The organism is Collimonas antrihumi (assembly GCF_018304965.1).
Taxonomy (GTDB): domain Bacteria; phylum Pseudomonadota; class Gammaproteobacteria; order Burkholderiales; family Burkholderiaceae_D; genus Collimonas; species Collimonas antrihumi.
Genome location: NZ_JAGQED010000022.1, coordinates 18913 through 41743 on the forward strand (window position 1 = coordinate 18913; position 22831 = coordinate 41743).

General features: G+C 55.4%; 18 protein-coding genes and 1 pseudogene. 3 read left to right on the forward strand and 16 right to left on the reverse strand.

Annotated features, from left to right (window positions below):
- Positions 1-20: 20 nt before the first annotated feature.
- Positions 21-2324: a heavy metal translocating P-type ATPase gene (locus KHU29_RS16690; protein WP_211453955.1), complete on the reverse strand. Its 2304-nt coding sequence runs from the start codon at positions 2322-2324 to the stop codon at positions 21-23.
- Between the two features lie 129 nt (positions 2325-2453).
- Here KHU29_RS16690 and cadR point away from each other — a divergent pair, with 129 nt between their 5' ends.
- A complete protein-coding gene (gene cadR / locus KHU29_RS16695) occupies positions 2454-2903 on the forward strand; it encodes a Cd(II)/Pb(II)-responsive transcriptional regulator (protein WP_211454044.1) in 450 nt (149 codons plus the stop codon).
- A 17-nt stretch (positions 2904-2920) separates the two neighbouring features.
- Positions 2921-3262, forward strand: a pseudogene (locus KHU29_RS16700) (LysR family transcriptional regulator); the annotation flags it as partial.
- An 8-nt stretch (positions 3263-3270) separates the two neighbouring features.
- Here the strand turns inward: KHU29_RS16700 and KHU29_RS16705 are convergent.
- Positions 3271-4278: an aldo/keto reductase gene (locus KHU29_RS16705; RefSeq protein WP_211453957.1), complete on the reverse strand. Its 1008-nt coding sequence runs from the start codon at positions 4276-4278 to the stop codon at positions 3271-3273.
- Between the two features lie 157 nt (positions 4279-4435).
- On the opposite strand from KHU29_RS16705, the gene KHU29_RS16710 reads away from it, so the two are divergent.
- On the forward strand, positions 4436-5335 hold the full coding sequence (locus tag KHU29_RS16710; RefSeq protein WP_211453959.1) for a LysR family transcriptional regulator: 900 nt from the start codon (positions 4436-4438) through the stop codon (positions 5333-5335).
- 41 nt (positions 5336-5376) lie between these two features.
- Here KHU29_RS16710 and KHU29_RS16715 read toward each other — a convergent pair whose 3' ends face one another.
- The 14 genes from KHU29_RS16715 to KHU29_RS16780 all read right to left on the reverse strand — a co-directional run bounded on the left by KHU29_RS16715 (position 5377) and on the right by KHU29_RS16780 (position 22463).
- On the reverse strand, positions 5377-5859 hold the full coding sequence (locus KHU29_RS16715) for a DUF885 domain-containing protein (RefSeq protein ID WP_211453961.1): 483 nt from the start codon (positions 5857-5859) through the stop codon (positions 5377-5379).
- 163 nt (positions 5860-6022) lie between these two features.
- Positions 6023-7810 (reverse strand): GGDEF domain-containing protein, encoded by a 1788-nt coding sequence (locus KHU29_RS16720; protein WP_211453963.1) that lies wholly within the window; start codon positions 7808-7810, stop codon positions 6023-6025.
- A gap of 153 nt (positions 7811-7963) precedes the next feature.
- Positions 7964-9112, reverse strand: coding sequence for a glycosyltransferase family 4 protein (locus KHU29_RS16725; RefSeq protein WP_211453965.1), 1149 nt, complete (start codon positions 9110-9112; stop codon positions 7964-7966).
- A 135-nt stretch (positions 9113-9247) separates the two neighbouring features.
- Positions 9248-10387 (reverse strand): glycosyltransferase family 4 protein, encoded by a 1140-nt coding sequence (locus KHU29_RS16730; protein WP_211453967.1) that lies wholly within the window; start codon positions 10385-10387, stop codon positions 9248-9250.
- Entirely contained in the window at positions 10362-11777 is a 1416-nt protein-coding gene (locus tag KHU29_RS16735) for a glycosyltransferase family 4 protein (RefSeq protein WP_211453969.1), read from the reverse strand. The genes KHU29_RS16730 and KHU29_RS16735 overlap by 26 nt, the downstream gene beginning before the upstream one ends.
- Positions 11774-13030, reverse strand: a complete 1257-nt coding sequence (locus KHU29_RS16740; RefSeq protein ID WP_211454046.1) for an ABC transporter ATP-binding protein — start codon at positions 13028-13030, stop codon at positions 11774-11776. Before KHU29_RS16740 ends, KHU29_RS16735 begins: the two co-directional genes overlap by 4 nt.
- Positions 13030-13851 carry an ABC transporter permease gene (locus tag KHU29_RS16745; protein WP_211453971.1) on the reverse strand — a complete coding sequence of 274 codons (822 nt, stop codon included), beginning with the start codon at positions 13849-13851 and terminating at the stop codon, positions 13030-13032. The genes KHU29_RS16740 and KHU29_RS16745 overlap by 1 nt, the downstream gene beginning before the upstream one ends.
- On the reverse strand, positions 13851-15332 hold the full coding sequence (locus KHU29_RS16750; protein WP_211453973.1) for a mannose-1-phosphate guanylyltransferase/mannose-6-phosphate isomerase: 1482 nt from the start codon (positions 15330-15332) through the stop codon (positions 13851-13853). Before KHU29_RS16750 ends, KHU29_RS16745 begins: the two co-directional genes overlap by 1 nt.
- Before the next feature lie 13 nt (positions 15333-15345).
- Entirely contained in the window at positions 15346-16317 is a 972-nt protein-coding gene (locus tag KHU29_RS16755) for a GDP-mannose 4,6-dehydratase (RefSeq protein WP_211453974.1), read from the reverse strand.
- Between the two features lie 73 nt (positions 16318-16390).
- Complete coding sequence (locus tag KHU29_RS16760) at positions 16391-17323, reverse strand: GDP-mannose 4,6-dehydratase (RefSeq protein ID WP_211453976.1); 933 nt, start codon at positions 17321-17323, stop codon at positions 16391-16393.
- A gap of 54 nt (positions 17324-17377) precedes the next feature.
- A complete protein-coding gene (locus KHU29_RS16765; protein WP_246542163.1) occupies positions 17378-18211 on the reverse strand; it encodes a class I SAM-dependent methyltransferase in 834 nt (277 codons plus the stop codon).
- Positions 18212-18270: 59 nt separating this feature from the next.
- A complete protein-coding gene (locus KHU29_RS16770; protein ID WP_211453980.1) occupies positions 18271-19413 on the reverse strand; it encodes an acyltransferase family protein in 1143 nt (380 codons plus the stop codon).
- A 57-nt stretch (positions 19414-19470) separates the two neighbouring features.
- Complete coding sequence (locus tag KHU29_RS16775) at positions 19471-20832, reverse strand: glycosyltransferase (protein WP_211453982.1); 1362 nt, start codon at positions 20830-20832, stop codon at positions 19471-19473.
- The gene (locus KHU29_RS16780; RefSeq protein WP_211453984.1) at positions 20829-22463 is read right to left on the reverse strand and encodes a glycosyltransferase; all 1635 of its coding nucleotides are present in this window, start codon (positions 22461-22463) and stop codon (positions 20829-20831) included. Before KHU29_RS16780 ends, KHU29_RS16775 begins: the two co-directional genes overlap by 4 nt.
- Between the last annotated feature and the right edge of the window lie 368 nt (positions 22464-22831).

The window sequence follows — 22831 nt, forward strand, 5'->3', positions numbered from 1 at the left end:
TGACTATATATGATTAAGCATTAAGTACGCAATGCACGCACCAGTCTCAATCCGTTAAACACCACCAGCAAACTCGCGCCCATATCGGCGAACACCGCCATCCACAACGTCGCTTCGCCAGTCAAGGCCAGCACCAGGAAGACCGCCTTGATGCCCAGCGCCAAGGTGATATTTTGCATCAGCACCGTGTGCGTCTTTTTACTTAAACGAATGAAATCTGCGATCTTGCGCAGGTCGTCATCCATCAGCGCCACGTCCGCCGTTTCCAGCGCCGTATCGCTACCCGCCGCTCCCATCGCGAATCCGATATTGGCCTGCGCCAGCGCCGGCGCATCGTTGATGCCGTCGCCCACCATGCCGACGTAACCATAACGCTGGCGCAACGCATTGATGGCGTCGCGCTTGTCTTGCGGCAGCTGATCGCCACGGGCATCGCTGATACCTACCTGCGCCGCGATGGCTTGCGCAGTATGTGTATTGTCGCCGGTCAGCATGACTGCCTCGACCCCGATCGCATGCAAGCTGGCCACCGCTTCCGCCGCCGTATCGCGCACCGTATCGGCGACCGCCAGAATCAGCAAAGGCTGCGAAGCCGAGCATAGCACCACCGTGGTTTTTCCTTCGCTCTCCAGCGCCGACAAACGTGCCTCCAATGCTGGATTGCAAATATTCATTTCATGCACCAGCCGATGATTGCCCAGATAGAATTGCTCGCCGTCGATATCGCCCTGCACGCCACGACCCGTCAACGCTTCGAAAGCACCGACTTCCAACAAATTCTCGGCATGACCCGAGGCTTGCCAATGCGCCACAACCGCGCCCGATACCGGATGATCTGAACGGCTGGCCAGACTCGCTGCCTGACGCTGTAGTTGCAACAACAGGCGGCCATCGACGTTGGCCGCTGATTCGGTCACCTGCTGCACCAGTTGCACATCGGTGACGCGCGGCTTGCCCTGCGTCAGCGTGCCGGTTTTGTCCAATGCCAGCGCCTTGATCTTGCGTCCCATCTCCAGGTACGCGCCGCCCTTGATCAATACCCCGTTCCTGGCAGCAGCCGCAAGTCCGCTTACCACCGTCACCGGCGTCGAAATCACCAACGCACAGGGACAGGCGATCACCAGCAGTACCAGTGCCTTGTACAACCATGGATAAAACGTCAGACCCATCAGCAATGGCGGCAAGGTGGCGACCAATATCGCGGCCAACACCACCACCGGAATGTAATAGCGCGCGAACTGATCGACAAAGCGTTGCGTCGGCGCGCGCTCGCCTTGTGCTTGCTGCACGCTCTTGACGATGCGCGCCAGGGTCGAATTGGCCTGCAGTGCAGTCACTCGATAGATAAAGGAGCCGCGCTCGTTGATAGTACCGGCAAACACTTGATCGCCGGCCTGCTTCTCTACCGGCATGCTCTCGCCGGTGATTGCTGCCTGGTTGATGGTGGTTTGGCCATCTGTCACCAGCCCATCCAAGGGCACACGCGCCCCCGGCTTGACCCTGATCAGCGCAGCCAACACCACTTCACCGGTGGCAACTTCTCGCCACTCGCCATCGGCGTCTTGCACAGTCGCCAGATCCGGCGCCATCGCCATCAATCCTTTAATCGCGTTGCGGGCACGGTCGAGCGACAAAGCCTCGATCATTTCTGCCAGCGCAAACAGGAAGATCACAACCGCCGCCTCCGGCCATTGGCCGATGACGGCAGCACCGATCACCGCCAGCGACATCAGGAAATTCATGTTGAGAGAGAAATTCCGTAGCGCTATCCAGCCCTTTTTCAGCGTATCGAGGCCACCGCTCAGGATTGCAATCAACGCCAGGCCGATCACCAGCCATGAACTTTCCTGGCCACCGCCCCAGGCCACGACCTCGGCGCCGACTGCGGTCATGCCGGAGATTGCCATCAGTAACCATTTTTTCCTGGATATCTTGAAAGCGCCATCGCCCATGCCTTCAGTCAGATCAACCGCGCCGGTCAGCGTATCCGATTTGAGCGCCGGTTCCATGTCCAGTGCTTTCAAGGTGGCGACGATCGCGGCCACCGAGGACAACCGATGCTGGACCGTCAGTTCGCGCTGGATCAGGTTGAATTGCATGGCCTCGATGCCGGCCATGCCTCGGAGTTTGTCCCTGATCAGTTTTTCTTCCGTCGGGCAATCCATCTTCTGGATCAGGAACACGGCCTGCTCGGCGCCGGCAACCAATGGCGCGCGGCTGACGGCCGGCGTGCCGGCGTGTGCACAAGCGTGCTCATGCTGGTGATCATGCTTATGCTGATGATCATGTTGATGATCGTGATGGTCGTGCTCACAACGGCCCATGGTGTGGTTCTCCTTGACTCGGGTCTTGTTAAATAACGCAATTGATTACTCCTTGCATATTTAAAACCCTGTAGCTACTATAAGGTCAAGGATTTAGTTTGAAGCAACAGGAAAAAAACAACCATGAACATGACTTCACTCAAAATCGGCGAACTGGCCAGTCAGGCCGGCTGTCCGGTCGAAACCATCCGCTATTACGAACGCGAAGGCTTGCTGCCGCTGGCAGCGCGCTCTCAAAGCAATTACCGGCTTTACGGTCAAGCGCATATCGAACGCCTGCAATTCATCCGCCATTGCCGCTCGCTGGACATGACCTTGGATGAAGTGCGCAAACTATTGCAGTTTCGCGACTTGCCGGAAGATAACTGTGCTGAAGTCAATACCTTGCTGGACCACCATATCGAGCATGTCGCCAACCGCATCAGCGAATTGAAGGCATTGCAGACGCAACTGAAGCAATTGCGCAAGCAATGCCAGAAGAGCCAAGCCGCCAAGGATTGCGGCATCCTGCAAGGCCTGGCCAGCATGGAAGACGACGCGCCGGCCAATCTTGGCAGCCATGGCGGTGGCGTCCACTAGCCCCCCAACACTCAACGATGAATATTCACTCAGACGACCTGCGGATTTTTATCGCCGTGGTTGACAGCGGCACACTCAGCGCCGCCGCCGAGCAGCTGGGCCAGACCACATCCGGCTTGAGCCGCGCATTGTCGCGGCTGGAACAGAAACTGGCCACCTCGCTCCTGACCCGCACCACGCGTCGCATGGAACTAACCGAAGAGGGTCATCTCTTCCTGGAAAAGGCGCGCACGATTATCGCAGCCATGGAGGAGGCGGAAGAAGCTATCCAGGTGCGCCATCAAAGACCATCGGGACGCCTGCGGGTAGACGCCTCGCCGCCTTTCATGCTGCACTGCATAGTGCCGCACCTGGCACAGGGAAATCTTCAATCCGGGTGCGGCCGTTCGCTATCCAGATGCGCCATCATGACCGGTGCATAACGCTCACCGGCAACTGCATCCGCCGGCACGGCTGCCTCGATCCGCACCAAATCGTCGGCACTCAACTGAATATTCAATGCCCCCAACGATTCAGCCAGGCGGTCACGGCGACGCGCGCCGACCAGCGGCACAATATCCGCGCCGCGCGACATTACCCAGGCGATCGCAATCTGCGCCACAGTCGCCTGTTTGTCCGCCGCGATGACATGCAAGGCTTCCAGCAAAGCCAGGTTGTGTGCAAGATTATCACCAGTGAAACGTGGATTGCGGCCGCGAAAATCGTTCGGCGCCAGCACCTTGTCTTTCCCCCAGTGTCCGCTGATCAAACCGCGCGACAACACGCCATAGGCAGTAATGCCGATACCGAGTTCACGGCAAACCGGCAGGATCTCGGCTTCGATACCGCGCGACATCAGCGAATATTCAATTTGCAGATCCGAAATCGGATGCACAGCCTGCGCCCGGCGCAAGGTTTGCGCACCGACTTCCGACAAACCGATGTGACGCACGTACCCCGCTTTCACCATGTCGGCGATAGCGCCCACCGTTTCTTCAATCGGCACGGCCGGATCGAGCCTGGCCGGGCGATAGATATCGACATGATCGGTGCCGAGCCGGCGCAAGGTGTAAGCCAGGAAATTCTTCACCGCCTCAGGCCGGCCGTCGATACCACTCCAGTTGCCAGCCGGATCGCGCATGCCGCCGAACTTAACGCTAAGCAGCACCTGATCGCGATTGCGGGTGCGCAGCGCATCCCGGATCAGCATCTCGTTATGCCCCATGCCGTAAAAATCGCCGGTATCCAGCAAATTGACACCGGCATCGATTGCTGCGTGCAGCGTGGCGATGCTTTCGGTTTCATCGGCCGGACCGTACAAGTCGGACATGCCCATGCAGCCGAGGCCGATGACGGAAGATTGCGGGCCGGTATTACCTAGTTTTTGCATTTTCATAATGACATCCTTCATGTAACTTCACGTATTCGATTGAAAAGGCACAACCAGACCTGGCTGCGTTGAACACATTATTGTCCGCACTCTCAAATTGATAAATGCGCATAAAATGATTTCTTTATTCGAAAATTACTAACAATAAGAAACAGGAGCGGCCGTGGATCGGATTCAAGCAATGGAAGTCTTCTCACGCGTCGCTGAACTGGGCAGCTTCAGCCGCGCGGCCGAGCAATTGAACTTGCCGCCGGCAACCGTGACCAATGCGGTTCAGGCGCTGGAGAAACACCTCGGGGTGCGTCTGCTGCAGCGAACCACGCGCAAGGTAACGCTGACCGATGAAGGCATCACCTACCTTGATCGCTGCACCCGATTATTAGCCGAATTCGAAGATATCGATACCCTGTTCCAGCACGAGCAACTGCAGCCGCGCGGCGTGATCAGGGTCGATCTGCCGGAACGCCTGGCGCACACAGTGGTGATTCCCGCGTTGCCGGATTTTTTTGCGCAGTATCCGAACCTGCGGATCAAGTTGAGCGCTACCGACCGCTTCGTCGACCTGATCGGCGAGGCGGTCGATTGCGTGGTGCGCGCCGGTCCGCTCAGCGATTCCAGCCTGATCGCGCGTCGCATAGGCAGCATGGAACAGATCAACTGCGCAGCCAAATCTTACCTGGATCGCCAGGGCCGGCCGCAGACCTTGGGCGATTTGCAGCATCACATGGTGGTCAATTATTTTTCCAGCCGCACCGGACGCGACCTTGGCTGGGAATATCTGGAGGATGGCGAACCGCGTTTTCTGAAGCTTCCAGGCCAGATTTCGGTAGCCAGCTCGGAGGCTTACCTGGCCGCCTGCATCGCCGGACTAGGGTTGATACAAGCGCCGCGCTTCGGTCTGGAAGAGTTGCTGGAGAGCGGTGCCGTTGAAGAAGTGCTGCCGGATTTCAAGCCCGCGCCATTACCGGTATCCGTGGTGTACGCCCACAACAAACACCTGTCGTCGCGCGTGCGGGTGTTTGTCGACTGGATCGCCAAATTGCTGGCGGAGCGTTACACCTGAGCCGGCCTGAACCAACACAAGGCCGACCAAGGTACTAACACCTAGGCAGCTGCGGCCTGCTGGGCGATCCAGCTGTTTATCTGCGTTTCCAGCATCTCCAGCGGCAAGGCGCCATTGTCGATGACGGCGTTGTTAAAGCGCCGCAGGTCAAACTTGCTACCCAACTCCTGCTGCGCTCTTTCGCGCAAGGCCTTGATTTTCAGCTGGCCGATCTTGTAACCCAGGGCTTGGCCAGGATCGACGATGTAGCGATCGACTTCAACCTGGTTGTCGTGCGGCGGATTGGCGGTGTTCACGTTCATGTAGTCGATCGCCTGTTGCCGCGTCCAGCCCAGCGCATGCATCCCGGTATCGACCACAAGACGGGCGGCCCGGAACAACTCATCGTTGAGATGCCCGAACTTCGAATAGGGATCGGTATAGAAACCCATTTCACCGCCCAGGCTTTCAGCATACAACGCCCATGTTCCACTGCCAGTCGCTGTCAAAGAGCGTATTAAGTTGCTGCTGTGACGTTGCCGCATGGCTGAATGGCGCCAAAAAAAGGCTGAAAAGCAGCGTAAAAAGAAAAAGGAATTTGTGCATCCATGTCTCCGAAGATTAGCCCGCTATTCTAGCAAATCATGTCGGAAAATTTCTTGATGGAAATTCCTTTCTTGCGGTCGGGCTCCCCGTAGGGTTGCAATCTCAAATCGGTGCATCAGACGACGAAAACGATTCGTCAAATTTGCGCTGCGGGGATGCCACGACCATGTTGCGGCCACCATGCTTGGCTTGATACAAGGCCTGATCGGCGCGTTCGATCAGGCTTTCAAGACTCTTGTCGCAATCAACAGCCTCGGAATCAAAAGCCGCCACGCCAAAACTGGCGGTGACATTGACGATCTGGCCATCGTCCAGCTGCAAATGGCAGGCATCTATAGCGCTGCGCAATTTCTCTGCTACGGCAAGCCCCTGAGACAAATCGATTTCCGGTAACAGCGCGATGAACTCCTCGCCGCCGTAGCGTGCCAGCAGATCGACCTTGCGGCGATATCGCCGACACAGGTCCGCCACGCCCCGCAGCACCTGATCGCCCCCCGGATGCCCGTACTGGTCATTGACTGCCTTGAAATGATCGACATCCATCAGGATCAGCACCAACTGCCGCCGATAACGCTGAGCGATCCCGAATTGCTGCTCGCCTTGCGAAAAAAATGCACGGCGATTCATCAGTCCTGTCAGAAAATCGGTGTCGGACAAGGTCTGCAATTGGGTAATCAGCTCCTCGCGTTGTTTTTCGAGGCTGACTTTAGCCACGCTGTGCGCCTTCAATACATGTATCGCGCGCATCATGGCGCCGATCTCATCGTCATGGCGCGGTATCGGAATTGCGGTGTTCAGACGCTCCTCGGCTAGTGACGTGAACAGATCGGTAGCGTCAAGAATCGGGCGCAGGACGCGCTGCCGTATCACCCGCATGAGCAGCATGAAAATGCCCAGCGCGATAACACCCAGGCAGGTTGCCGCCAATAGAACATAGGCAGCGTGCCTGTTTTTATCTTCGGCTTGTTTGAGCATCTCAGCCAGGACCAGATCGCGCAGATGCGGGATCGCCGCCATTTTCGGCACATAGCGTGCGGTCACATCATGGGCACTCAAGCCGTAGTTTCCCGTACTGCGCCCGATGACGAACAACTCATCCAGGAAACCCAGGCCAGCGCCAAGGTATTGATCGCGCACCGTATTCAAGGCAACTTCCACGGTCGGATTGTCTTGGTACGTATGCAATTGCAGCTCAATCACCGAATACAACTGTTCAATCTGTCCGGACAATTTGGAAAACGTGTTGATTTCCTGAGTGGTCAAGGGCCGCTGAGCGACTATCGGGGCGACAAAGACTGATCCTATCTGGCCCGCAATATTGCGCAAACTGGAGGTTAGCTGAGCGCCCTGCAAACCGTCGCTAAGCTGCGCATCCGACTTGACCGCAATACCGGACAAAGTGGAAATTGCGGGGGCAAAAACGCCGACCGCGTGGGTCATCATTTCCAGTGCGGTACCGACGGCGGCCATGTCGCGCTGCGGTTTCGGGCGGGTTAGTAACAGATCGGCTTCTTTGCGTGCCGCCGCCAGCGCTTGCTGTGTCGATTCCACGTGCTCGATCACTGGCGCCAGTTGTGGGTCGGCTTGTACTTGCAGAGCATGACGCAAGGTGGCCAGAGATTGATCGCTTGCGGAACGCGCCTGCTCCAGTCCTGCAAACGCCTCTGCGGCGTCGTCCGATTCTTGGGTCAACCGCGAATTGACAGGTCCGCGCTCGGCTGCCAGCTTTTCTTCCACCAGCAATGCCAGCTGCAAATTCCTGATGGCAGGCATGCTCTTTGTACTGCGTTCGTATACAGACCATTCACTGCTCACGATTCTGCCGATCAAGGTCAGAAAAAGCAGCATCAGCAGGATCGAAATCAGCCAAAACAGGCGATTGAGCGACATACGAAATAACATACTTACAGATTAGGCTGGATTAGGCTAAAGAATGTAGTTGATTGTTTTTAATAGTTACAATCTATTTAATATTAAAATTTAATAGATTATTATTTAAACGATCCTATCACAATCCGCCACAGTCGCAACCTGTCCGGCTGGTCAGGTCCCCAGGCTCACCTGCTTTTCCGTGTACCCGTGCAGTGCCAGCACATCACGATAAAGCGTGGCATAGCTTTCCCCCATCAACCTGGCTGTGAACAATTTCTGATAGCGTGCTTGCGCCCGTACCCCCATCGCCTGCACTTGCTCGGGGTTATCCCACAACTGCTGCATCGCCCGCCGGAAGGCCTCCGGATCGCTGGGTGGAACCACCAGTCCGGTTTCACCGTGGTTGTTGATGTAGCTGGTGCCGGTGCCGATCTCGCTGGAAATCATCGGCTTGCCGTACATCGCCCCTTCCAGCAAGGAGATGCCAAATGCTTCCGAACGCAAATGCGACGGAAACACGATGGCGTAAGACAACTGCAGCAATGCAGCTTTGTCTTCATCGCTCACCATGCCCAGGAAGATTACATTGCGTAGTCCTTGCTCATCGGCGCGCTGTTTCAACTCTTGCTCAATCGGCCCGGCGCCGACAATCACAATCGGATAATCGGTTCCACGCGCCGCATCCAGCAGGATATGCAAACCTTTGTAATAGCGGATAACGCCCACAAACAAGAAGAAACGCGGACCGATCCGCTTTCTCCACTCGTCCATCAACGTCGCTGACGGCTGCGAATAATTATCCTTGTCGAGACCAATCGGAATTACCTGGGTCTTTTCTCTGTATCCGGCCAGCACCGAGCTGGTTTGCAGATAATTAGGGGAAGTGGCAACGATCGCGTCGACGCTGTCGAGGAAGCGATGCATCAACGGCCGATACAACTGCAACAGTGTTTTATAACGCACGATGTCGGAGTGATAGGTAACCACGCTCGGCTTGTTCATGCGCGTGACGAAATGGGCCAAATCCATGAACGGCCACGGAAAATGGTAATGCACGATATCGACCTCGGCAGCGAGTTGCGCGAAACGCTTAAGCGCAGCAAACGAAAATCCGGTCGACGCAATTTGCAAGTCGAGTTTGACCCGATGCACTTTATGCCCCTCGTACATCAATTCCGCCGGCTCGGGATTATCGCTGAGAGTCAGTACTTCGCTCTCGATTCCGCTGGCTGGTGAACATTTACACAACTGATAAATGGTTTGCTCGATCCCGCCATACGATTCCGACTGATAAGTCTTGTAGAAATGAAGAACCCGCATTGCACACTCCTCTCGTCATCTGCCCCATCTTCCGATACAACATGAAGTGAAAGGCTATTTTTTTATTTATACGAACCACCCACAACAACCGATAACATTACTTAACCATACTCAACAGCTGATAACTATTAGTCGTTAGTCATTAGCCGCCTGTCGATACGCCTCAGCAGTGATAGCGGCGCATTTTGTCCATGAAAATTGCTCCGATCGTTCCAAACCCGCGATACGCTGCGCCATCCAGGCGCCGTCGTCCTCTATCAGGCGGCGCATCTGTTCCGTCAGTCCGACCTCATCCTGCGGATCGACATAAGTCCCGGCCGTGGCCGCCACTTCAGACAGGCTGGCGCAGGTAGACACAATCACCGGCGTGCCGCTGGCCATCGCTTCCAGCACGGGCAGGCCAAAACCCTCATACAAGGAAGGAAACACCATGATCCTGGCCGCCGCCGTGACGCAAGCCAGATCCGCCTGATCCAGGTAACCTGCCAAACGCACATGACCGGAACTGATCGCTTGCGACAACGCAGCACTCAATTTACCGGTATGCCACCCTGGCATGCCGACCACCAGCAAAGGGAATCGCTCCCGCAAAGATAATGGCAAACGCGCGTGCGCCCGCAGCGTCAGCAACAGGTTCTTTCGCGGCTCCAGAGTTCCGACCGACAGGATAAACCCGCGATAGGCTAAGCCAAGTTTTTCGAGACGCGCTGCAAGCTGCTCTTCAACTCCAGGCTGGAATATGGCGGAACAAGCCAGCGGCGCCACCACCACTTTTTGCTCTGCCACGCCGAAATGTTTCTTGATCTCTTGCCCGATAAATTCGGAGTCAACCAGGATCCGGCTGACACGCGCCAAAGCCGGCGGTAGCCTGCGTTCAATTTCCTGCAGCCGATCTTTGGGCTGGGTTTGCGGATAATGAATATGTGTCAGATCATGGACGGTCATCACCGTCCGGCCGGAAAAATCGAACGGCCATAAACTGGGTTCGTGATACACATCCGGACGTAACTTGCGCACACCGCGGTTAAACCATTGCTGTTCAATCGTCCGCCGCAAAACGTATGCGGCCGGCACTCGCTTGGCAATGCCTGCCCAGCGCGAATAACCCGGCATCGGCTCGCTAATCTGCACATCTCCCCAGCGCGAACCTGAGAAATAGTGTATCCCAAGGTCAGGAATTTTCTGCAATGCCTGCGTCAGCTCAGCAACATAGTTGCCGATACCGGTACGCGGCGCGCGCAGGATTTTGCTATTCAGAGCAATGGTCAGTTTCATGACATTCGCTCCGCACCTGCTGTTGAATTTGCATCCGGGGTCCAACTCTGTGACGCCCTACCCGCTCTATAAGCTGGCGCGTCGAATCTTCCCAACTCAGGCAAGACCAGTCTGCCATATCTCGCGCGGCCGGAAAAATGCCGCTGTCTTCGAATTGCTGTATCTGTCGAGACAAGGACTCCGGCTGATTCAAGTCAAAATAACTGATAAATTCGTCACCTATTTCATGAAACACCGGTATATCGCTCGCCATCACCGGTAAACCACGCTGCATGGCTTCCACCAGCGGCAGGCCGAAGCCCTCCACAAATGAAGGGAACACCAGCGCTTTCGCATGACTGTAACAATACTCCAGCTCGACGTCACCAAGATCGTTGAACATGAACAGGCGCCGCTTCAGTTCAGGATGTTTTTTCACACGCTCGATCAGAAGCTCATTCTTCCAGCCTATGCGTCCGATGAAACACAGTACGACGTCGCTGCCGCTCTCCCACAAACGCTCGAAGGCATCCAACAGATAGGCGTGATTCTTACGCGGTTCGATCGTGCTGACCATCAGATAGACGGCGCGGCCGGAAGTAAACAACTTCTCCACCACAGGACGCACCGACCGGTTTGGATCAATCTGATCTAGCTCGGAACCAAGATGGAAGAAATCGAACCAGCGTGCATCGCCCCGCGCCTTGCCCAAACGCCGCAATACCTCTTCCCGCACCTCGTCACGGATGGTGCTCGATATCGCAATGAAGCCGTCGGCGGTATTGGCAATCCAGTCGAACCAGCGATCGAATACATGCACCAGCGGGCCATCGCAAAATTGGGGATGGGTCAACGGAATCAGATCGTAGATAACCGAGACGATAGCCACGCCTTCCTGCTGCAACCGCTCCGCCACAGGAAAAAAGTCGGCATGCCATGATGAATCCAGCAATACCAGGACATCGTCGGCGCGGCATTCCATTTCAAACGCACGCGGCTGTTCTTCCGTTTTCTCGAGAATCCATTCGGTCAGACGCAAAGGCAATACGAACGACAGACTAGCCAGGCGACACAAGACGTATGTCACCCGCCGTACATTGTGAGAAGCAGTCCATGGCCAGAATCGCAGCAGACGTGAGTGAATCAGCCAGTAACGACTGCGTACCTGCACCAGCTTCCGGGCCACTTTTTCCAGTTTCTGCTGCACCCGGCTACGCCACGCATCTGTATGCTTCGGCGCCAGCTGTTTGACTTCAAGTATCTTTCCATCCTTGAATATGACGGGTATGCATACTGCTTCGTCCTGCACCAACGGCAGATGATTGATGATATTGCGGACGACGCGTTGTATCCCCGAGTTCATTTCGGGATGATGAAATACGTAAGTACATTCGATCAGGAATCTGCTCATGCCGCTAAACCATCCTTGCGGGTACTTCCGAGCGACCGCACCACCTCTACTTCGGGCTCCAGGAATGCGCAACCGACAAAATCGGGCCGATGCGTATTGACGACATGGAAAACGACGCTGTAGTCGCGCCACTCGTAGTTGGTATCAAGATGAGAATCCAGTTTCGACAGGGAAATCGAAATCGCATAATTACCTTTGCCGAGATTCATGGCAAAGCGCCAGCGATAAACCAGATCCTCTCCCACCTGCAAATCGGTCTGCGGTTTGTTGAGACGGTGGGTATTGATGCCGAATACAGCTAGTCCCAGCTTGTCCGTGATCATGTAGCCCATCACCAGACGCGGCACTTCGGAGTTGATCGCAACCCGGACTTCCAGCGTAACGTAGGCGCCGACTTCAACCACGTCGAGTTCCCTGCCCTCGTCGTCCAGCAGCCTGACCTCGGAAACACTGGCTTCGCCGGTTCCGGAAATGGTTCTCACCTTTCCATCGGGCTGGCGCTCTTGCCGGACGGTGCTGCGGTCGCGCTCTGCCATCATGGCATTGTAGAAATCCATCACTTCCACTGGACTGCCTTGCATTTCCAAACGCCCGCGGTTAAGCAGTATGGCGCGATCGCAAATGGTCTGGATGGCATAACGGTCATGCGACACAATTAACAAGGTAGTGCCGGCGCGGCGGAATTCCCTGATCCGTTCAAAACTCTTGTGTTGAAAATACGCGTCGCCGACGGACAAGGCTTCATCGACAATCAGCACGTCCGGCCGGCTGGCCGTTGCAACACTGAATGCCAGCCGCATCTGCATTCCGCTGGAGTAAGTTCGTATCGGCTGATCCATGTATTCGCCAATTTCGGCGAATGCCTCGATAGCCGGCATCAGCGCCTCGATTTCCTCCGCTCTCAAGCCCTGCAGCTGGCCAGCCATGATGGCGTTCTGCCTGCCGGTAAAATCCGGGTGGAAACCCATGCCGAGTTCCAGCAGCGCCGCCACCCGTCCCTGAATATCGATGGTGCCGGCGGTGCCTTGGGTAGTCCCCGCGATCATTTTCAAAAGAGTGCTTTTTCCAGCGCCATTGACGCCGACAATACCGACAGCCTCGCCAGCAGCCAGTTCGAAATCGATATCCTGCAAAACCCAGTGCAACTGATGCCGCGGCCCTGCAAAAGGCAGTACCCATTCAGCCAGGCGCGCCCAACGTCCGCTGTATGTCTTGTAGGCTTTGCCTAAACCTTTAACCGTGATCTTACCCATCATAGTTCATCCACCATTTCACCTGCATGCCGGCGAAACAGCTGTAAGCCGAAAATACACAGGGCAACGCTCAACAAGGTCACTACCCACAGATCGCTCCAGTGCGGCCACGCGCCGCTGACGAAAATTCCCTGATAGGCAACCATCAGAGCAGTCATCGGATTAAATTTGAGCAAGCCTTGCACTCCCGCGGGCAAGGTGGTGACCGTATATACAATCGGCGTAAACCAAAACCAGAACTGCAGCACGATGCCGAACAGCTGGCCGATGTCGCGGAAAAATACGTTCAGCACGCCAAGAACAATGCCCAGGCCGATAGAGAACAGTATTTGTATCAACAGCAATGGCAGCACGCCAAGGAAAGCCCAGCCTGGAAAATTACCGGATATGAGCAGGAACCCCAGGAACAAGCCGAAAATGATGGAGAAATTGACCCCCGCATTCATTACCGTGATGATCGGCAGGCAAATGCGTGGGAAATTCAGCTTCTTGATCATGTTGCCGTTTTCCAGAAACACGTTCTGCATGCGCGATACGGTCTCGGTAAAAAAACCCCAGGTCAGCAAGCCGGCGCACAGATAAATTCCATAGGCAAACTGGCTGCTGGCATTAGGCAAACGCGCATGCATCAATTGCGAAAAAATCACCGTATACACCACAATCATTGCCAGCGGGTTTAGCACCATCCATACGGCTCCCAGCATCGAATTGCGGTAGCGCGCCTGGAACTCGCGCTTGACGCTGCCGAGCATGAAGCCACGGTAGTGCCACAGCGAGCTCAAAATGGTTTGAGTCTTGCTCTGCGACCGTATTTTCAACATTATTTGCACCTGCCGTATTTGTCGTCAAAGCGCACGATATCGTCTTCGCCCAGGTAAGCGCCGCTCTGCACTTCTATCATGACCAGCTCCAGCAGGCCCGGATTTTCCAGGCGATGCCTGGTTCCGGCAGGGATATAGGTAGATTCGTTGGTGTTGACGTAGATTTCCTTCTCGCCGTTGACCACTTTGGCCATGCCATGCACCACCACCCAATGCTCGCTGCGATGATGATGCATCTGCAGCGATAGTGATGCGCCTTGCTTGACGACGATGCGTTTGATCTTGAAATTCGGTCCTTGCTCCAGCAAGGTATAACTACCCCATGGCCGAAACACGGTGCGATGTAATTTATACGTATCGTGCTCGGCACTCTTGAGCTGATGCACAATTTTCTTCACATTCTGCACATGATCCGGATGCGCGATCAAAAGCGCGTCAGGCGTGTCCACCACGATCAGGTTATTGACGCCGACTGTCGCCACCAGACGCTGCTCGGAGTATATGTAATTGTTCCGGCTGTCGATCAGCACAGCTTCGCCCAGCACGCGATTTTCCTGTTCGTCCGGCTCCACCAGCTGTCGTAAAGCGCCCCAGGAGCCGATATCGTTCCAGTCAAAACTCGCCGGTATCACCGCCACCAGGTCGGAGCGCTCCAGCACTGCATAGTCGATTGAAATATCTTGCATCGCCACGAAACTGTTCCCATCCAGTTCCTGCAGCAACACACCGGCCGTAGGACTGGCGGGACTGGCTTCGATGCATGCACTGGCCAGCGACAGGATGTCGGGTGCGTACTTTTCCAGTTCAGTTAAAAAAGTCGACACCGAGAAGCAGAATATGCCGGCATTCCATAAATGTTTGCCGCTTTCGACAAAGGCGGCAGCCCGTTCCGCATCCGGCTTTTCAATGAAACGCTTTACCCTGGCGGCTCCGGCTGCATCGATTTCTGCACCGCATTCGATATAACCGTAGCCGGTTTCGGGCGTCAGCGGCCGCACCCCGAAGGTCACCAGATAACCCTGTTTAGCGACTTCCACCGCGTGATGCACAGCTTCGGAAAATCGTTCGACGTCTTTGATCAGATGATCTGCAGGCATCACTACCATGATGGTATTGTCGCCATGCAGCGCGCGCAACGACAATGCGGCGACAGCAATCGCGGGTGCCGTATTACGACCCGACGGTTCAAGTATGAAATGCGGCCGGTGATGGATACCCAGGTCGGCCGACGTGAATTCGTCTTTGCTCTGGAAGTAATAATCCCGATTGGTGACACTCAGAATATCGCCGCGGATGCCGAGCTGGGCGACTCGCTGATAGGTTTTTTGCAGCAAACTCTTGCCGTCCGGGAGTTTGATGAATGGTTTGGGATGCCCTTCGCGCGACACCGGCCACAGGCGTGCGCCGGCGCCGCCTGAAAGCACCACGGGAACAATCACTGCGGTTGCGGTTAATGGGATACCGGGTTCTGGAGTGCGCATTTTTATCTCCCCTTTATTCTTTGCCGACGCGACGCAAATCTGCGTCAACCATTTGCCGTATCAATTGCTCGAGACCGGTTTTCGGCTTCCAATCCAGTTTCCGCAGAGCTTTAGCCGGGTTACCAAGCAAGACGTCCACTTCAGCCGGCCGGAACAGCTGCGGATCAATTACCAGGTAGTCTTCATAATTCAGGCCAACATGAGAGAAAGCGATACGGCACATATCGCGCACGCTAGTGGTGACGCCGGTGGCAATTACATAGTCATCGGCTTGTTCTTGCTGCAGCATCAACCACATTGCTTCCACATAGTCGCCGGCAAAACCCCAGTCGCGCTTGGCGTCGATGTTGCCAAGCCGCAGTTCCTTTTGCTTACCGAGTTTGATGCGTGCCGCTGCGTCAGTTACCTTGCGCGTGACGAACTCTATACCTCGCAGAGGCGATTCATGATTGAACAGGATGCCGCTGGATGCATGCAACCCAAAACTTTCCCGGTAATTGACCGTGATCCAATGGCCGTAGAGCTTGGCGACGCCATAAGGGCTGCGCGGATAGAACGGCGTGCTTTCATCCTGGTGTTCAGCCTGGATCAAGCCGAACATCTCGCTGGTGGAGGCTTGATAGAAACGCGATTCAGGATTGAACTGGCGAATCGCTTCCAGCATGTGCGTCACGCCTAAGCCATCTACCATGCCGGTTACCACCGGCTGGTTCCAGGAAGTGCCGACAAAACTTTGCGCGCCCAGGTTATAAATTTCATCAGGACGCGACTTGCACACCGCTCTGATTGCGGAGGTTGCATCTGCCAGGTCGCCTTCAATGAATTGCAGTCTTTCCACAATTCCCAGCTCCCGCAAGCGCCACAAGGTGTCGCTGCTGCGTCTCGCCAGCAAGCCGTAAACCTTGTAGTCCTTATCAAGTAACAACTTGGCAAGGTAGGCGCCGTCTTGTCCGGTGATGCCGGTAATCAATGCAGTTTTTGTCATCGCGTCTATCTCCGTTATTTCTATTCTTGCTTTACTCTTGCTTTGCTCATTTCAATTGCGCCTGGCCCGCGAGTCACCGCGTGGCGCTCTCCGCCGCCACTCTTGCATCCCAATCCGCCAAAACGCTCAGCAAGGTCTGCTGCATCGGAATGCGCGGTGTCCAGGCTGTCGCCAGCGTGATTTTTTGATTGCAGCCCTTCACCCGGCGCAGGTCGGACGGCCGCAAACGCGTTGGATCTTGCTCGATCGCGACATCTATCTCGGTCAGGTAGAGCATGCTGGCAATCATGTCGCGGATCAGATACTCCTTGCCTGAGCAAACATTGTAGATTTCCCCATTCTGACCTTTTTCCAACAGTGCCAGATAGGCTGAAATGACATCTTCCACATCAAGGAAATCACGGCTGACATCAACGTCGCCAACCAGTATGCTGGCGCCTTGCAGTCCCAGCTTGATACGCGCCAATTGCCTTGCGACGCTGGAGATCACAAAATCTTCTCGCTGTCCCGGGCCGATGTGGTTAAACGGGCGTGCTACCAGAATGCGCCAAGGCACATTGCAGCTCCACTGGTAGCACAACAATTCCGCCGCGGCCTTGCTGATTGCATAGGGGTTCTGCGGACGTGCCGGCTGCTGCTCGCTGATCGGCAAGAACTCCGGACTCACCCGACCGTAGACATCGCCGGAACTGACATATAGGAAAGTCCCGTTGAAGCCGCTCCGCTGCAATGCCTGCAGCAGGTTAAGCGTTCCCTTGAGATTGACATCCAGGGTGTGCGCAGGATCACGAAATGCTTCCGGTATGAAGGTTTGGCCGGCAAGATGGATCACGGCATCCGGACGCGCCTGCCGCAATACCCGCTCAAGCGAATCCGGGTCCAGCAAATCGTAAGGGGCGTCTGCCAGCACCAGCTCCCAGCCCTGCTCAGCGACCACATGCGCGCGCAGGCGCTCAAAAGCAAGACCGACAAATCCCGATTGCCCGGTTATGAATAATCGTTTCATATGCAGTCAATCCTTCCCTGCAGTTGTTCGGTTAAAGACATACCGCGCTTTCCATTACGGCTTGCGTGCAATAATGATTTGGCTTTTCGGCATGAAATCGTTCAATACGCGCATGACTTGCTCACCATTCGGCGTATCCAGCAACGCTTCCCATGTTTTTGCCCAGTTATCCAGCAAAGGATGACTTGCGTTGCTCAGATCGACCTTGCAATTCCAGAAAAAAAGCCACCAGACTGACCAGTAGAAACCGAAGTACTCGTGCCGTTCGATCACCAGGCCGGCATCTGTCACCATCTTTTCAAATTCGTCGCGCTGAATAATCCGGATATGGTTCGGCTTCTCGAAATACCAAGGCGGAGCCAATCCTTTTTGCAAGGTCTCTTGCACCGGATCCGGTACCGATAGCAGGTAATGCGCGCCAGACTTGCCGACCCTGGCCAGTTCGCTCAGAAACTGCGCTGTGTCGTCGACATGCTCCAGCACTTCCATGCAAACCACTTTGGATGCTATGCCATCTTCCAGCTTCAAGGGATTGGCATCGCCCACTAATCCCTGCACCAGCCGCGCCGGGGTTTCCACCAGACGCTGCATGGTGGACTCCACCTTCGCCGCATCGATGTCAGCCACGATCACATGCGCGCCGTGGTTCGCGCAAAACAGCGAGTTGCCACCGTCGCCGCAGCCGATATCGAGCACCACATCTTCAGCGCTGATGACAAAGCCGCGATACAGTTCACTGCTTTCGTGCAGGTACCAACCGCTTTCCAAGGCGTCACGCAAACCTACATGGAACGAATCGATCGCCGCCGCTGGCGGTACTGCCACCGTGGCCGGCGCTTCGGGAACAACGGCCTCGCTTTTTCTGCTGCCGAAAAATCTTTTGAACATGTCTCGCATACTGTTTTTGCTTTCACTGTTATCGATGGACGTTACCTGATGCAAGTGAACTATGTCTGAAACTGAAGCTGACGCTCGCCCATCCTGTCGACAATTTTTTTACCACGTGCGCGTAAGGGGACTTCAATAAAACGATAATTAAGTTCGCTGAATGCAATCACCAGCACCGCAGCTGTAAGTATCAACCTGAGATTGTAGGTTTGATCAAAAACGGTCTCTGCGGGGGTGATCCAGTACCAGATTTGACGGCTCATGAGATAGGCAGGTATATGCGTCAGATACAGCGCATAGGAACGACTTCCTACCCACAGCAGCACACGCTTCAGGGGATTGTCCGGCATCAGATAATCCGCGTCGTAGGAGGCAATCCAAACCAGTGCTGCGGAAATCAATGCAACGACCCCGACCCTATAACGGAAATTCTCAGGCTGCTCCGTGCCGATTACTGCCAACCCGGCGACCAGGATCGCGAGGAGAGCAAAACGCACCCAGTTTCGCTTTTGGAGAAAAATCGGTTCCAGCCTGCGATAACTGCCGTGCGCGCTCCAGATTGCCAGCAGCACGCCCAACAACAGCGCATCGGATCGCGTCTGCATCAATAGGAGTGAATGGTTACGAAGCGCAAAGAATTGCAATGCTACCAAGACAATCAATACACCGGAAAGCCAGCGGCGGCAGACAAAGGCGATAATCGGCAGCAACAAGTAAAACTGTTCTTCCAGGGAGAGGCTCCAATACGGAAAAGCCGGCCCGAGTTCTTCAAATCCAAACTTGTACATCAGGCGAAAATTTGCATAATTCAAAAGCCCTGCAAGGGTGCCATCCAGATTCGCCTGCAGTGAGCCAAATATGCCGGACTTCCTGAAGGCCACGGCTGCCAGCAACAGCAGCGCCAGCCAAAGCCAGGCAGAAGGCCACAAGCGCCAGGCGCGCCGGATCCAGAACCTGACTGCTACGGAAAAGAAACCCTGGCGATCTTCGGTACGGTTAAGCCGTGGAATCAGATCCCTGGCAATAACAAAACCGGAAATCGCAAAGAACAAATCAACCCCGGTCCAAAATCCGAAATGGGTATAGGCGTACGCGAAAATTTCGCCCGGCTGTCCGATCAAATTGAATCGCGTATGCTCGAACAGCACAAAAAGCACGGCGATCCCGCGCAATAATTCGATGTCTTTAATCCGATGGTTCATGTGCGATCGGCTCCGGATTTCAGCTAAGGTCTGGTTTGCGGGCGGCGAGGAGTTTCATCATGTGTTGACCTTTTCCGTGACCTTTTCCGCGACCTTTTCCGCGACCGTCTCCGCGACGTTGGCAACCTCGCCCCCATTCATCCGCGGATGGGCGGCAAAAAAAGCGAGCAAGCGTTCTTTGATCACGGCGCGCGAGCAGTGCAGTTGCAACCGTCGCACTGCGTGTTCGGCCATTTGCCAATATTTGTCCGGTTCCTGCCTGGCGACGCGATAACTGTCTTTGTAGGCTGCAAGCAAAGTGCCCCAGTCAATGCGGTAACGCAGGGTACGGTATGCCTGGCGCGGGTCGTGCGGCCAGTGGCTGGGCTCCGTGGTGGAGTCCAGCACAAACGCATTGTCGTCATCGATATAGTCGGCCATCGCAGTGTTGCGCGGCGCGATGGCTGGTTTGCCGCAGGACATGAATTCCATCAAAGGCAGGCATTGGCCTTCGCCGTGCGACGTGTTCAGGACATACGTCGTTGCCGATACCAGGCGTTCGTAATCGGCGTCGCTCAGGTAACCGTGGATCAGCAGAATCCGGCACTTGAACGGCGTCAGCTTATAGACATTCTCGAGCAAATTATCGATGCCGATGCGCACATCGTGGTGCGTCAGCTTCAACACCAGCGTGGCGTCTTCAACATCGCGGAAAGCCCAGCAAAAGGCGCTGATCATGTCGTACCAGTTCTTGCGTCCGTCATACGGATTGAAAACCGAGGTATACACCACGCCATCGATATGGACCTTGACCGGCTCACGCCTGGCAAGCGCCGGTGGTCGTACCAGATCCGGCTTGGGAAAGCGCCGGCGCGGCACGCTATAGGGAGAAAGGTCGACCGTACGGCTATCGATGACGGTGCCGGCCACATGCAGGTCAACGCCGCCAGGATGATTGGCAATCGATAATTTCTCGCGTAACGCGGCAAAACGATCCCAGACCGGCGCCGGGATGGATGCTACCGGAAACGCCGGCGTCATCGCCCGCCGCACCGAGTCCGCGGTGAATACCGAATGCGTGATCGCGCTGCCGGCTTTATCGAACACATAGCGCCAGTCGTGACGTGGCTCGCCAAACCAGACTTCATTGGGCAGCGTACTGAACTCCCAGGCGAACACCGGGATGGTCGGACAAATCAGATCAACCACCGTTTTATGCGGTGGCGAAAATGACAGGAAAACGCAGGATTCGCCATGTGCTTTGGCACTCCTGTAGATGTCATCCACCTCACGCGCAGGATCGCTGACGGTAACCACGATGCCAATCTGTTCCAGCACCGGGCGGAATTCTTTCAAGACGAAGTAATAACTGTATTCTGGCAAGCCCAGATTGGACGCGATCGAGCCGGAGTTGGTTTCTGAATAAATAATGATAATCATCTGGCGGCGGCCCCTGCTTGCTGAAAGAAACTGCGCAGCTGTTCCTTCACGACCGCTCCTGAACTATAAGACTCCAGGCGCGCCATGGCGTGCTTGCTCATGTCGAGATATTTTTCAGGCTGCTGTTTCGCTACCCGATAGCTGTCTTCGTACGCTGTGCAGATCGACTCCCAGTCGAGGCGGTAACGCAAGGTGCGGAACAGGTCGCGCGGATCGTGCGGCCAGACATTGTGCTCGAGGCCGGACTTGACGATAAAGGCTGCGCCGTCGTCAATATAGTCTTCCATCGCCGTGTGCCGCGGCGCAATGACTGGCTTACCGCAGCACATGAACTCCATCAGCGGCAAACACAAACCTTCGCACAGCGAGGTGTTGACGTAATAGCTGGTGGCGCCGATCAGTTCCTCATAAGTTGCATCATCCAGGTAGGCATGCAGGGTCAAAACCCGGCATTTGAACGGCGCCAGCTGCGACAGCAAAGTCAGCAAAGTGTTGTGATACCGCGATAGATCACGCTCATTCATCTTCAGCACCAGCGTCGCGTCTTCGACGTCACGGAAAGTCCAGCAAAATGCGGTCACCATGTCGAACCAGTTCTTGCGTCCGTCCTTGGGACTGAGGATAGAGGTATAAACCACCCCCTCCAGATTAACCACTGCTTCCGGCTCCAGCACCTCGGCAGGCGCAACTGGCAGTAGCGGTGGCGGCTCCGGTAGTTCAGGCTGCTGTGGCGCTGCTATCGGCAACTGCTGCGGCGGAATTGCCCTGCTTTCATAACGCATCGCGGCGCGTACGAGGGCATCCCCGCTACGTCCGCTGATCGCCACTGCTCTGGCTAGCCATAAAGGCAGCAGATCGCGCAACGCTTCACGATACCAGGTCAGCAAATGGCGTTTGGTCACGGCCAGTCGATAACGCAAGTTTTTGGCGGGCGCTACGGGTTCAGGCCGGGCTGGCGGCTCCGGCGCCAATTGTGGCGGTTCAGGCGCCAGTGGCAGCGGCTCAGACGGCGGCAACGATTGCAACTCCACTTCATCCGACGCTTCGGGAAAGGTGATGTGCGCGATCAAACCGTCCGCGGACAAACCCAACAAATGACTATCGATCACAGTGCCGCGCAGGTGCAGCACACTTTCACTTGGCGGCAACCTAGCGCCGAATCGCGCACGAGCGCCGGCAAACTGCTCCCACAAAGGCGCCGGCACCGCCAACACCGGAAATGCCGCTCCCATCGCCTCCCTGACAATACGGGCTGTATAGGTTGACAGCGTTATCGCTCTGCCATGACGGGCAAACACTACACGCCAGTCGTTGCGCGCATCGTCATCCCATATTTCATCGGGGATATTGCTGTACTCCCAGGCGAAAACTGAAATCGTCGGGCACTTGAGATCGATCAGCGTCTTGTTCGGCGGGGAAAAGGACAGGAACACGCAGTCCTCGCCGCGCTGCCGGCACTCTTCAAACAACGGATCAACTTCAGTTTCCGGGGACCGTACCAGCGTGACCGTTCCGAGTTCCGCCAACACGGCACGAAAGGCTTTCAAGACGAAATAGTAGCTGTACTCTGGTAAACCAAGGCTTTTATCGATCGTACTTTCGCCAATATCCGAATACAGAATGAAATTCATCAAAATCGTACTTTTAGTCGAATGTTAATCGTCCAACCATTGCTTATTGCAACTTCAGACTAGTCTCAACCCCGTAAACGAGGCAATTCTTTATTATGTATTCAGGGGTGCGGGGGCAGCCGTGCGGCGCATCACCAAGAAAGTTTCCTTGCAAACACACTCCCTGTTGCTGTCGATAATACCTGATACCAGTCGGCGGTAGTACGATACGCCCCAGCTTTAGAGCGGGAACCCTATTGTGTCGAAATGTAACGCAGGGTTACTTTGAGAATACCAGTCAGCCGATCTGACAAAAAGCGCTTGGGAAGGGGTAATACAGAATTGACAATAATTATAAAAACATCAACCTCGAATAAGATTGGATGTAA

Excerpts from the sequence above, each read along its gene's own strand:
- KHU29_RS16690 (WP_211453955.1), bottom strand. The coding sequence starts at position 2,324 with ATGGGCCGTTGTGAGCACGACCATCACGATCATCAACATGATCATCAG.
- cadR (WP_211454044.1), top strand. The coding sequence starts at position 2,454 with ATGACTTCACTCAAAATCGGCGAACTGGCCAGTCAGGCCGGCTGTCCG.
- KHU29_RS16705 (WP_211453957.1), bottom strand. The coding sequence starts at position 4,278 with ATGAAAATGCAAAAACTAGGTAATACCGGCCCGCAATCTTCCGTCATC.
- KHU29_RS16715 (WP_211453961.1), bottom strand. The coding sequence starts at position 5,859 with ATGCGGCAACGTCACAGCAGCAACTTAATACGCTCTTTGACAGCGACT.
- KHU29_RS16720 (WP_211453963.1), bottom strand. The coding sequence starts at position 7,810 with ATGTCGCTCAATCGCCTGTTTTGGCTGATTTCGATCCTGCTGATGCTG.
- KHU29_RS16725 (WP_211453965.1), bottom strand. The coding sequence starts at position 9,112 with ATGCGGGTTCTTCATTTCTACAAGACTTATCAGTCGGAATCGTATGGC.
- KHU29_RS16730 (WP_211453967.1), bottom strand. The coding sequence starts at position 10,387 with ATGAAACTGACCATTGCTCTGAATAGCAAAATCCTGCGCGCGCCGCGT.
- KHU29_RS16735 (WP_211453969.1), bottom strand. The coding sequence starts at position 11,777 with ATGAGCAGATTCCTGATCGAATGTACTTACGTATTTCATCATCCCGAA.
- KHU29_RS16740 (WP_211454046.1), bottom strand. The coding sequence starts at position 13,030 with ATGGGTAAGATCACGGTTAAAGGTTTAGGCAAAGCCTACAAGACATAC.
- KHU29_RS16745 (WP_211453971.1), bottom strand. The coding sequence starts at position 13,851 with ATGTTGAAAATACGGTCGCAGAGCAAGACTCAAACCATTTTGAGCTCG.
- KHU29_RS16750 (WP_211453973.1), bottom strand. The coding sequence starts at position 15,332 with ATGCGCACTCCAGAACCCGGTATCCCATTAACCGCAACCGCAGTGATT.
- KHU29_RS16755 (WP_211453974.1), bottom strand. The coding sequence starts at position 16,317 with ATGACAAAAACTGCATTGATTACCGGCATCACCGGACAAGACGGCGCC.
- KHU29_RS16760 (WP_211453976.1), bottom strand. The coding sequence starts at position 17,323 with ATGAAACGATTATTCATAACCGGGCAATCGGGATTTGTCGGTCTTGCT.
- KHU29_RS16765 (WP_246542163.1), bottom strand. The coding sequence starts at position 18,211 with ATGTTCAAAAGATTTTTCGGCAGCAGAAAAAGCGAGGCCGTTGTTCCC.
- KHU29_RS16770 (WP_211453980.1), bottom strand. The coding sequence starts at position 19,413 with ATGAACCATCGGATTAAAGACATCGAATTATTGCGCGGGATCGCCGTG.
- KHU29_RS16775 (WP_211453982.1), bottom strand. The coding sequence starts at position 20,832 with ATGATTATCATTATTTATTCAGAAACCAACTCCGGCTCGATCGCGTCC.
- KHU29_RS16780 (WP_211453984.1), bottom strand. The coding sequence starts at position 22,463 with ATGAATTTCATTCTGTATTCGGATATTGGCGAAAGTACGATCGATAAA.